Below are 11,045 nucleotides of genomic sequence, written 5' to 3'. Positions count from 1 at the left end.
ATAGCGCATGCTGTGGCTTCTTTTACCACATTCACCGCTATTATTGCGCAGGTTTTTGAGCCCAAACGTGAATATAACGGCCTAGCGACAGGTATGGCTCTTGGCGACATAGCTGTTTTTCTAGTTCCAATACATCTTCAAATTGGTAATCGCCCATGTACTCCATATTACCTATGTAGTCACTGAAAGAGCGAATGCCTGATTTACCACAGATTTCTAGACCAGCGTCTTCTACCCATTGATAAACCTCTTCTGGCTTTAAGCCTTTTTGTGGTTGCAGCTTAAACCGTTTTCGATGTGGCATCCCATTCAATACATGAGGAATGTTGCCACAAATCACATTTTTCAGGACTAATCCGTGGTGGTTGTAAAACATTATCGAGGCAACGCCACCCGGTTTGACTTGTTCAAGCAATAAATCAAGCGCTTCTTTAGGATCGGCTAACCATTCCATTACGGCATGAAACATCACAAAATCGACTTTCTCATCGAGATGTTCTGCAACTTTTTGTACCGGAGAATGGATAAATCGATACTGCTCTAACAAACCCGCTTCGCTAATACTCTCTTCTGCTAGCTTCAGCATCTCAGAAGATAGATCACACAAAGAAACCTTATGCCCAAGCGACGCAATTTTTTGCGACATCTGCGCAAGGCCACCTCCAGCATCAAGCACATGCAGTGGTGATGCTAAATGCTCAAATTTGCTCAAAGCTTGTTCTAAATCTTCCCATACGATGATCTGACGGATCTCTCCTTTGTCAGAGCCGTAAATATTTTTTGCAAATTTGTGGGCAATATCGTCGAAATTACGGTCTTCAGTCACGGCTACTTGAGTTATTATGTCCTATCGTGCCTGCTATTCTGTCACAGGAATTTCAGGAATAAAGAGGCGATGTCTCTTTTTACTACTAAGTGATGTTTTTTCGGACTATTCGGATATGTTTGAGCTGAAAAAAGTAGTGTCTTCGCTATTGATGCCACTACCAGCAATGTTAATTCTCGCTTTTCTGGGTTTAGCCCTAGTGATGTTTACTACCAAAAGGAAGACGGGTTGCCTAATCACCCTTTCAGCCCTATGTGGTATTTTCCTAATCGCTTTCCAACCAGTTTCTAGTCAACTTTTAATGCCAATGGAAAGGCAACACACCGCTTTTTTACCTGTCGATGAAACCGTCGATTACGTAATGGTTCTCGGAAGTGGTCACGTCGTAGATGACCAAATTCCACCGACATCAGAACTGAGCCGCACCGGCCTGATGCGCTTAAGTGAAGGGATTCGTATTCTACGTCTTTACCCTGGTGCAAAACTCATTTTGTCTGGCTATGGCGCAGGCACTGAAGTAAGTAACGCAAGAATGATGGCTAAAGTTGCACTAGCACTTGGTGTTGCGAAGCCTGATATCATTCTACTTGAAACAGCAAAAGACACCTGGGAAGAAGCCCGCCAAGCTGCTGCGTTTGTTAAGAATAAAAGAATGGTGCTAGTGACTTCAGCTAGCCATATGACTCGTGCACTGAACGAATTCAATGCTGCCGGCATGAAACCTCTACCAGCACCAACTAACTACCTTGCACAAGAAGGGATTGTTGAGCCTTGGAATAAGTACATGCCAAAAGCTCTTTACCTTGAGCAGACTGAGCGCTATTGGCACGAAACCATGGGATTGGTTTGGCAAAGCCTACGCGATTGGCTTGATACAAGTAATGACCCTATTCAAGATCCTATTGTTGTTCCAGAGGCGTCCAGCCTAGTTGATGGCGGTGACGTTTCTGCAGCGCAGCCTCAATAATCAAACCGCATAAAACATTTAGGACGGTACAATTAAGTAAAAAAAGCCGAGACATCAATGATGTCTCGGCTTTTTCGTTCATATGTCGTTGCTGACTAGAAGTTCACGAAGAACATTAGTCACCAGCGAACATGTAACCTTCACCGTGAACCGTCACAAAGATTTGTGGGTTCTTAGGGTCGAATTCCATTTTTGCACGCATGCGACGAATCAGTACGTCGATCGTACGGTCATTCGGTGCATCCACTCGGTGGCTGATCATATTCAGAATACGTTCGCGACTTAATACTTGGTTAGGGTAAGAAGACAAAGCCACCAACAGTTCGTATTCAGCTTTAGTCAGCTTCACTGGCTCGCCATTTTTGCTTAGCGCACGACGAGGAATATCAAATGTCCACTCACCGAAACGAACCACAGACTCGTCTGATGTTTCTTCTACTGCGCCAGCTGCCGTTTTACGAGCGGCAGAAATACGCCAAAGTAGGTTTTTAACTCGAACCAATAACTCGCGGAGTTCGAAGGGTTTAGTAACGTAATCGTCCGCGCCCATTTCAAGGCCAACGATTTTGTCGATGCTATCCGTGCGTCCAGTAACTAAAATAATTCCAATGTCTGATTGACTGCGTAATTCGCGAGTTAGCATCAATCCATCTTCGCCTGGTAAGTTGATGTCCAGCATAATGAGGTCAACGTTGTTTTCTTCTAACACGCTTCTCATTTGAGCGCCGCTTTCCGCTTCGCTCACTGTGTAACCTTCGTTCTGGAAGTATCCAACCAGTTTACTGCGGGTTACCACATCATCTTCTACGACTAATACGTGATAGCTCATCTACACCACTTTTCTTATTTAATAGTTTCAGTGACTATTCTATTCATAACTCGTAACAATTCTAGTAGTACAGAAGATAAAAGCCAGAAACATGGATTTTTTTTGATACAAGACAATCTTAAACCTTGCTATTTATCGTCCATCGCAATTCAATATAGGCATTACTACTAACGAGTAACTTTGCGTTTCGCAAATAACCTTGTTATTCAGCCTTGGTGTGCTTATGCCCAAGTGACTTCAAGATGCATATAAGTAACATCACAAGACTAAGTCAGGATCTAACAAATGAAAGATACGAAAGCGTTCAACGAGCAAAGAGCAGAAATATACTGGTGGCTATCAAGCTTATTTGCCAAAGAGCTCACTCAAGAAGAACTCGATCACTACCACTCTGTTGAAATTCGTTCTTTCCTGACTGGTTTAGGCGAAAATGAAACACTAAAGCCAGCGATTGATAAGCTAGTGGATGCGCTTAACCGCCTACAAACACGTGAAGATGCTCAACTAGAATTGTCTGCAGACTTTTGCGATCTTTTCTTAAAAACAGATAAACACGGTGCTCTTCCTTACGCTTCTATGTATATCGGTGAAACTGGCCTTTTGAATGATAAGCCTGCAAAAGATATGGAAGAGATCATGGCTAAGCACAATTTAGTGGTGAACCAAGATCTAAAAGAGCCAGCAGACCACATTGCTATCGAACTCGATTTCCTTGGTAACTTGATCATTAGTTCAAACGAAACGGATATTGAAGAAGAGCTAGAGAATTCATTTGCCGTTCAACAGCAGTTTATCGAACAACAACTGCTGACTTGGGTACCAAAGTTCAACGTGAAATGTCATGACGTTGATGAATTCGGTTTCTACGCCTCCGTCTCATCTTTGCTACTCGCATTCTGTCAATTAGACACTCAATATTTAGCTGGTGAATAGCTTATTGGATGACTAGGTAAATAAATTCAGTAGAATGTGACAATTCACCCGGATTTCTGGGTGAATTTTATTGCGAGTAATTTCTAGTCAGTCTAAAATTGTGACCGCAAACGATAAAATATGAAACATTCACGAAATGCTATGCTTATTAAAGTTCAGAGCATTTCGGTGTTAAGACAAGCCGCTCAATAGCGGTTTTTTGTTTTTTAGCACTTTAGTACCCAAAGAGCCCTACAAATTTAAGCTCTTAGTTAGGTAGCTTAACGGCTACTTTATTCCGTACTTGGGGAAAGTAGCTTCTAATAGGATAAAACCATGGCCACTATAAAAGATGTCGCTCGCTTAGCCGGCGTATCAACAACAACCGTTTCTCACGTAATCAATAAAACTCGCTTTGTTGCAGAAGCAACTCAAGAAAAAGTAAACAAAGCCGTAGATGAACTAAACTATGCACCAAGTGCTGTTGCTCGTAGTTTGAAGTGTAATACCACACGCACTATCGGCATGCTTGTGACTCAATCAACTAACTTATTCTTCTCTGAAGTTATCGATGGTGTTGAGAGCTACTGCTACCGTCAAGGTTACACTTTGATCCTGTGTAATACGGGCGGTATCTATGAGAAGCAACGTGACTACATTCGAATGCTTGCAGAGAAACGTGTAGATGGCATCTTAGTTATGTGTTCTGACCTAACTGAAGAACTAAGAGAGATGTTAGACCGTCACGCTGACATCCCTAAAGTTATCATGGACTGGGGCCCTGAGAGCTCTCAGGCTGATAAGATCATCGATAACTCTGAAGAAGGTGGCTACCTAGCGACCAAATACCTTATTGAACGCGGTCACTCTAAGATTGCATGTTTAAGTGGCCACTTAGACAAAGCAGCATGTGTTGAACGTATTGCCGGTTACAAGCGCGCACTCAACGAAGCTAAGATTTCTGCCGATGAAAATATGATCATCGAAGGCAACTTCGAGTGTGATACAGCAGTACTTGCTGCAGAACAAATCGTTGAGATGGAAGATCGCCCAACGGCGGTATTCTGCTTTAACGATACAATGGCACTCGGCCTAATGAGCCGCCTGCAAGAAAAAGGCATTCGCATTCCTGAAGATATCTCAGTGATCGGTTACGACAACATCGAACTGGCTGAATACTTCTCTCCGCCGTTAACGACAGTTCACCAACCAAAACGTCGTGTTGGTAAGAATGCATTCGAAATTCTATTAGAGCGCATCAAAGACAAAGACCACGAAAAACGCGTCTTCGAAATGCACCCTGAAATTGTTGAGCGAAGTACAGTTAAAACGTTAAATTAATTGATAATTCAAGTTTAATGTCATCAAGCGCACCTTTAGGTGCGCTTTTTTTATCAGCAACTATAATGAACCTATATGCACAATGGAAAGATCATTAATTGAAGCAATGTCACATTTTGAAATATCAACTGTGAGCTTCATTCAACAAAAACTTTATTCTATTCAATCAGTCACGCACAGGGCAAACCACTCGAAAGAGTGAGACGCAAAGCTTCCGGCCTAAACCACTCGTTGGTATGGTAGCGGGGTTACCGATGGCAAAATGCAGTAACTACTAATAATTTAGTAATTTACGGCTTATTGACAATGTAATTGCAACATTTTGCTAATCTCTCGGACCTGCTTATTTGGTGGCGTAGTTCAAATACACCGAGATAAATAACATGGATAAACCGATACTAAAGGACTCGATGAAGTTATTTGAGTCCCTAGGAAAAATAAAATCACGCTCAATGTTTGGTGGCTTCGGTCTTTTTGCTGATGACACTATGTTTGCTCTGGTTGTAAATGACCAGTTGCACATACGCGCAGACAGAGGCACAACGAAACAATTCGAACAACAAGGGTTTCAACCATACGTCTACAAAAAACGTGGTTTCCCTGTCGTTACTAAATATTTCGCTTTACCTGAAGGCTTATGGCAAGACCAAGAAAAAATCTTGCAACTTGCAACCACGTCTCTAGGTTTTGCTAAAGAAGAAAAAGCTGAGCAGTCTTCTGCTAAGCCGACCCGACTCAAAGATCTGCCTAATCTTCGACTCGCTACCGAGCGTATGTTGAAAAAGGCAGGGATCGATTCTGTAGAACGTTTATATGAATCTGGCTCTGTAAACGCATTTAACGCCATCAAAGAATCGCATGCGTCTTCTGTCAGTATTGAACTACTTTGGGCGCTAGAAGGCGCGATCAATGGTACACATTGGTCTGTTATACCGCAGCAGCGTCGCGAAGAGCTTATCAATCGGGTCAATTAACATTGTCAGTGCAATCTATATACATAACTAAGCCGCATTTACTGCGGCTTTTTTTATATCTGATGAAAGTTAATCTATGCTTTGCCTGTCTATCTATACTATCGGTATGCATTGAAAATTTAGAGGAAGTATCAATGAGTAAGAAAATGATATTGGGTATTGTGTTGGTCGTAACCATCGTGGTGTTAGGCATCAATTTCGGCCAGTACTTAACGCTTGAAAATGCTAAGGCTCAACAAGCTGTGTTAAATGACTATATTGATAGCAACTTTATTGCTGCTGCCGCTATCTATTTTATCGCGTATGTAATGATTACAGCTTTCTCCATTCCCGGTGCCGCTGTTGTAACCCTATTAGGGGCCGCGCTATTTGGTTTCTGGAACAGCTTGCTGCTAGTATCTTTCGCAAGTGCGATCGGTGCGACCTTAGCCTTCTTAAGTAGCCGTTACCTGTTGCGTGACTGGATTCAAACCAAGTTTGGTGACAAATTGGCGACGATTAACAAGGGGGTTGAAAAAGACGGCGCATTTTACTTATTTTCTCTGCGTCTGATTCCTGTATTCCCATTTTTCCTTATCAACCTATTGATGGGTTTAACACCGATGTCAGTGAGTCGTTATTACATTACGAGTCAAATCGGGATGTTACCGGGGACGGCGGTTTTCTTGAATGCTGGTACTCAGCTCGCAGAAATTGATTCACTTTCAGGCATCGTCTCCCCTTCAGTACTATTGTCATTTGCGTTATTGGGGATATTCCCAATAGTTGCTAAATGGTTGATGAGTAAGTTTCGCTCAGCACCCGTAGCTGAATAATTTATAATAGCCAAATAACACAGATAGCCGAATAAGGTTCTATTTCAATGAAAATCTTCAGTGCATCGAATCCGACAGAAGCTCATATCATCTGTGGATTGTTAGAAAGCGAGAATATTGCCTGTGAAGTCCGTGGTGAAGGGTTATTCGGATTGAAAGGGGAAATCCCATTTACGGCAGAAACTGACCCTTACGTGTGGTTATATGAGCCAGAATTGGCCAGTAAAGCTCGCACGATCGTCAATGACTACCAAAAACAGCAAGATTCTATCATCTATGAAGAGTGGCGTTGTGGTGAGTGTCATGAAGTCAACGAAGCGCAATTCGGCTCTTGTTGGCAGTGCGGTGCTGCTTCACCCGAATAGCAGAGTTTCAGTGACCTTATAAGACAATTAGGCCGATACCTCCTCCAAATAAAAACGGGAAGCTAAAATTAGCTTCCCGTTTTTATTTCAATTCGATTCAATCATTATCTTTGATTTCGCGCCTAGAAAATCACTGGATTTGTTTTTGAATAAACGCAATCGAACGCTGATTAAACTCTTCAGGGTTTTCCACGTTACATACGTGCCCACAATTCGGAATCTCTACTAGCTCGCTCGACTCATGCGCTGCGACCATTTCTTTAACTGGTTTGATGAACATGTAATCTCGCTCACCCATCAAATACAAAGTCGGAATCGGCAACTCTCTGTCTTTGAAATATTTCATCAATGGGTTTACATCAGCCGTTAATATAAACCATCGTTTAAACTCTTTTTGACACAGTTTTTTCGCTTCACGGATAAACAGGTGACGAGACTCTTTCTGGCTTTTTTGTGGCATAACAACGTAAGCAAAAAGGCTGTATAACCACATATAAGGAATGATGTGCTTGCTGAGGTTACCCAGCTTGATTAAGACTTGAGAACGAGTGTTGAGTTTAGTCACGGCACCACCCAGCACCATTGAGCGTACACGACCGGCCGCTAATTCGGCAACGTTACGCACAATAATCGTACCCAAAGACATGCCGACGAAATGTGCAGAACGGATTTTAAGATGGTCTAACACTTTAAGAATATCAAGCGTCACCGATTTAAACGTATAACGATTCGAAATCAGCCCTTTAAGTATATTGTCTGATTTACCATGCCCTCTCAGATCAATGAGAAGTAAGTTGAAGTGCTGTTTATACGCTTTGATCTGCTTGAACCAGATGGAGGAACTACCTCCTGCGCCATGCACAAATACAACCCACTCATCGCTCGTAGGGTGAGTAAATGTTTTATGAAATAGTAAACTCTCAGACATACCTATCGCTTTAATTATTGGAATGGAGCTGTGCCTCATCACGAGGCGATGACTAAGGATATCACGCTATTAAGAACTTTAAGTGATAATAGTGTCAAACCTATCATTAGTCATGTGAATACCTACCCCACCTTTTCTACCTGACTAAAATGAGTTTGCAAGCTTTGTCTTCGTAAACGTGATGTGCTCTGACCAGGAAACAAAAAAGGCACTCTACGATTAGAGCGCCTTCATTTATTACGAGCTGTTGTTGTCCGCCAGCTAATTTTAATGCTAAGTCAACAAGTTAAAGTGCTGAATGGTACATAGTGAGGTATTCTTTAGCCGCATCTTCCCAACTAAAATCTTGCTGCATCGCATAAAGCTGGACACGCTTAATTTCAGATGGGTTTTGTGCATAAAGCAACAATGAACGATGTAACACAGCTAATAGCGCTTGCGGTGTTGGCTCTTCAAAAGCAAGCCCAGTCGCGACTTCAGGATCCTCATCATAATCATTCACGCTGTCTTTTAAACCTCCCACAGAACGAACAATCGGCAAAGTACCGTAAGCCATGCTGTAGATTTGGTTTAAACCACACGGTTCAAATTCCGAAGGCATCAAGAAGAAATCAGAGCCTGCTTCAACCAAGTGCGCAAGTTCATTATTGTACGCTTCTACGAACGAAAACTTGTCTGAGTGAAGCGCTGATAGCTCTTTCAGTTGACTCGCCAAAACCGGATCGCCAGTTCCGACAATCACAATCTGAAGATCATTTTTCAAGAACTGTTCGATGATAGGCAGTAAGTAATGAACACCTTTCTGATTCGTCAAGCGACAAACCATGCCATAAACCGCACAATCGGCAACGGGTAAACCCACGTCTTGTTGCAGCTTTTGCTTACAAGCTGATTTTCCGCGAGCCATACTATGCTTGGTCGCTTTGTATTTACGAGGAAGGAAAGCGTCTGTTTCCGGGTTCCAAGCACCGTAATCACAACCATTCAAAATGCCGAAAAGATCCGCAGATCTGTGTTGGAATTCGGCTGCCATACCATGGCTACCTAATTCCGTTTTCAACTCTTCTGCATAGGTAGGACTTACTGCGTTCACCTTATCTGCGCACATCACGCCAGCTCTTAGCATAGTGACATGAGTGTCACTTACTGAAGCTTCCGGCACATTGTAGCTGTGCATCTCTGGTAGAAATTGCAGTTCGTCGTATGCAAACACACCTTTGAAAACCGCATTGTGAATCGAGATAACACTGCGCGTATTTTCAAAGAAATCGTGTTGTTGATAACGCGATTTAAGCAAGAAAGGAACGAAACCAGTATGCCAGTCGTTTGCATTAATGATATCCGGTTGAAAACCAAGCTTAGGAAGCATATCAAGACAGGCTGCACTGAAGAACGAGAAGCGCTCTCCGTTATCAGCATAAGCTTGATTGTTTTCTGCGTACATTTCTGGACGGTCGAAATATTTGGCACATTCAATACCAAAAACTGGAACGCCTTCTACGCTCAGTTTTTTAACTTGGTAAGCCGTATGAGGCCAATGATCGAGTTCAGTCGATAAAATAACTTCTGCTGAATCAATGTTTGGAATATTTCTATATGCGGGGATAGTCACTCGAACGTCCTGTTCGAGTGTTTGCAACGCTTTCGGTAGTGCCTTGGCTACATCAGCCAAGCCACCACTTTTAATCAAGCCTTCAACTTCAGACGCTACAAAAAGTACCGAGAGAGTCTTAGTAACCAACTCGTGCTCCTTTAGAAATCACTACCACACCATCGTCAGAGACGTGGTAATGCTTTTTGTCTTCTGTCAGATTGACACCAATTTGTGTACCCGGTGCGATGTCTGCATCTTTATCAATGATAACGCGACGCAGGATACAACCCTCACCCACTTTCACATCGCCGAGTAAGATACTCTCACTAATATCACACGCTGATGCAATATTGCTACGGAAGCCCAATACACTCTTTTCAATACGCGAACCACGTACATAACTACCACTACACACAAGGCTATCAATAATCTGAATTCGACCATTTGCCGAATCAGTAAACGTAGCTGGTGGCAGTGGCGGGTAATAAGTGTGTAGAGGCCATTTACGGTTGTATAGCGAGAATGGCGCATCTTTCTTAAGAAGGTCCATATGCGCTTGCCAGTACGCGTCAATCGTACCTACATCGCGCCAGTAAACTTCTTCTTTCTCACCAGTAATACGGTTGGTGCTGAAATCATAAACAAACACATCACCACGTGGGAACATGTTTGGAATAATGTCTTTACCGAAATCGTGTGTCGAACCTTCTCTATCAGCATCTTCCGTTAGTTCAGCAAAAAGCTCTTTCGCTTCGAACACGTAGTTGCCCATTGAAACGAGCGCTGATTCTGGGTCGCCCGGAATCGACTTCGGATTTGCAGGTTTCTCTTCAAAGCCAATCATACGGCCATCAGCATCAACCTCGATAACACCGAATTCTGATGCTTCAGCAAGCGGCATGCGCAATGCTGATACTGTTAGCGCTGCTTTCTTTTCTTTATGGAAATCAAGCATCTGTTTGATGTCCATTTTATAGATATGGTCTGAACCAAAAATACAAACTTGATCTGGTTCTTCCAGCTCCATAAAGCCCATGTTTTGGTAGATAGCATCTGCTGTGCCTTCATACCAACGCTTTCCTTTACGCATTTGCGCAGGAATTGGGTCGATAAAACGGTCTGTTATACCACTGATATTCCAACCTTTTTTCATATGGTGGAACAGTGATTGTGACTTAAATTGTGTCAATACGTAGATCTTCATCAGATCAGCATTGACGAAGTTGTTCAGAGCGAAATCAATTAAGCGGTAACTACCACCGAAAGGAACCGAGGGTTTGCTGCGAGATTCAGTTAAAGGTCTTAAGCGTGAGCCTTCACCACCAGCAAGAATCATTCCCAATACACCAGCCATTTTATTCTCCATATATCTATAGCTTGTCGATGTTAGTACTCGTAGAGGTATCTTCCTCTGGGGGATGAGCACCAACACTTATTTCGGTATTTAGCGAATATCCATTCACATACAGTGACAATATCCTAAGCCAAACGTTG

Annotated in this window: 11 protein-coding genes and 1 riboswitch; of the genes, 6 read left to right on the top strand and 5 right to left on the bottom strand. The window is 42.7% G+C overall.

The genetic code is table 11. From position 1 onward, the window contains the following. Positions 1-40 precede the first annotated feature (40 nt). Positions 41-826 carry a tRNA uridine 5-oxyacetic acid(34) methyltransferase CmoM gene (gene cmoM / locus CWO13_RS06140; protein WP_102432934.1) on the bottom strand — a complete coding sequence of 262 codons (786 nt, stop codon included), beginning with the start codon at positions 824-826 and terminating at the stop codon, positions 41-43. A gap of 115 nt (positions 827-941) precedes the next feature. On the opposite strand from cmoM, the gene elyC reads away from it, so the two are divergent. Next, positions 942-1,793, top strand: coding sequence for an envelope biogenesis factor ElyC (elyC, locus tag CWO13_RS06135; protein WP_048659667.1), 852 nt, complete (start codon positions 942-944; stop codon positions 1,791-1,793). Between the two features lie 115 nt (positions 1,794-1,908). On the opposite strand, the gene torR is transcribed toward elyC, so the two are convergent. Continuing rightward, positions 1,909-2,622 (bottom strand): two-component system response regulator TorR, encoded by a 714-nt coding sequence (gene torR, locus CWO13_RS06130; RefSeq protein ID WP_048659668.1) that lies wholly within the window; start codon positions 2,620-2,622, stop codon positions 1,909-1,911. Between the two features lie 285 nt (positions 2,623-2,907). On the opposite strand from torR, the gene torD reads away from it, so the two are divergent. The 5 genes from torD to CWO13_RS06105 all read left to right on the top strand — a co-directional run bounded on the left by torD (position 2,908) and on the right by CWO13_RS06105 (position 7,029). Further along, on the top strand, positions 2,908-3,555 hold the full coding sequence (gene torD / locus CWO13_RS06125) for a molecular chaperone TorD (protein ID WP_102432935.1): 648 nt from the start codon (positions 2,908-2,910) through the stop codon (positions 3,553-3,555). Positions 3,556-3,870: 315 nt separating this feature from the next. Next, positions 3,871-4,875 (top strand): HTH-type transcriptional repressor PurR, encoded by a 1,005-nt coding sequence (gene purR / locus CWO13_RS06120; protein ID WP_017062096.1) that lies wholly within the window; start codon positions 3,871-3,873, stop codon positions 4,873-4,875. Positions 4,876-5,045: 170 nt separating this feature from the next. Beyond that, a riboswitch (cyclic di-GMP riboswitch) is annotated at positions 5,046-5,131 on the top strand. Between the two features lie 127 nt (positions 5,132-5,258). Continuing rightward, positions 5,259-5,849 carry a TfoX/Sxy family DNA transformation protein gene (locus CWO13_RS06115; protein ID WP_080967311.1) on the top strand — a complete coding sequence of 197 codons (591 nt, stop codon included), beginning with the start codon at positions 5,259-5,261 and terminating at the stop codon, positions 5,847-5,849. Between the two features lie 134 nt (positions 5,850-5,983). After that, positions 5,984-6,664: a TVP38/TMEM64 family protein gene (locus CWO13_RS06110; protein WP_108020663.1), complete on the top strand. Its 681-nt coding sequence runs from the start codon at positions 5,984-5,986 to the stop codon at positions 6,662-6,664. A 47-nt stretch (positions 6,665-6,711) separates the two neighbouring features. Next, positions 6,712-7,029: a putative signal transducing protein gene (locus tag CWO13_RS06105; protein WP_108020662.1), complete on the top strand. Its 318-nt coding sequence runs from the start codon at positions 6,712-6,714 to the stop codon at positions 7,027-7,029. A 130-nt stretch (positions 7,030-7,159) separates the two neighbouring features. Here CWO13_RS06105 and CWO13_RS06100 read toward each other — a convergent pair whose 3' ends face one another. From CWO13_RS06100 to glgC, 3 genes are all read right to left on the bottom strand, one after another. After that, positions 7,160-7,957, bottom strand: a complete 798-nt coding sequence (locus CWO13_RS06100; protein ID WP_017062100.1) for an alpha/beta fold hydrolase — start codon at positions 7,955-7,957, stop codon at positions 7,160-7,162. A gap of 286 nt (positions 7,958-8,243) precedes the next feature. Beyond that, positions 8,244-9,698, bottom strand: a complete 1,455-nt coding sequence (gene glgA, locus CWO13_RS06095; RefSeq protein ID WP_108020661.1) for a glycogen synthase GlgA — start codon at positions 9,696-9,698, stop codon at positions 8,244-8,246. Continuing rightward, a complete protein-coding gene (gene glgC, locus CWO13_RS06090) occupies positions 9,688-10,917 on the bottom strand; it encodes a glucose-1-phosphate adenylyltransferase (RefSeq protein ID WP_080582251.1) in 1,230 nt (409 codons plus the stop codon). Before glgC ends, glgA begins: the two co-directional genes overlap by 11 nt. Between the last annotated feature and the right edge of the window lie 128 nt (positions 10,918-11,045).

The organism is Vibrio sp. ZF 223 (assembly GCF_003050585.1).
Lineage (GTDB): Bacteria > Pseudomonadota > Gammaproteobacteria > Enterobacterales > Vibrionaceae > Vibrio > Vibrio crassostreae.
Note: the sequence above shows the minus strand (reverse complement) of the source record. Positions and strands in the feature narration are given on the sequence as shown.

Bases quoted from the DNA above. Each gene is read 5' to 3' on its own strand.
- torR (WP_048659668.1), bottom strand. From the start codon at position 2,622: ATGAGCTATCACGTATTAGTCGTAGAAGATGATGTGGTAACCCGCAGT.
- glgC (WP_080582251.1), bottom strand. From the start codon at position 10,917: ATGGAGAATAAAATGGCTGGTGTATTGGGAATGATTCTTGCTGGTGGT.
- CWO13_RS06115 (WP_080967311.1), top strand. From the start codon at position 5,259: ATGGATAAACCGATACTAAAGGACTCGATGAAGTTATTTGAGTCCCTA.
- CWO13_RS06110 (WP_108020663.1), top strand. From the start codon at position 5,984: ATGAGTAAGAAAATGATATTGGGTATTGTGTTGGTCGTAACCATCGTG.
- elyC (WP_048659667.1), top strand. From the start codon at position 942: ATGTTTGAGCTGAAAAAAGTAGTGTCTTCGCTATTGATGCCACTACCA.
- CWO13_RS06100 (WP_017062100.1), bottom strand. From the start codon at position 7,957: ATGTCTGAGAGTTTACTATTTCATAAAACATTTACTCACCCTACGAGC.
- CWO13_RS06105 (WP_108020662.1), top strand. From the start codon at position 6,712: ATGAAAATCTTCAGTGCATCGAATCCGACAGAAGCTCATATCATCTGT.
- torD (WP_102432935.1), top strand. From the start codon at position 2,908: ATGAAAGATACGAAAGCGTTCAACGAGCAAAGAGCAGAAATATACTGG.
- purR (WP_017062096.1), top strand. From the start codon at position 3,871: ATGGCCACTATAAAAGATGTCGCTCGCTTAGCCGGCGTATCAACAACA.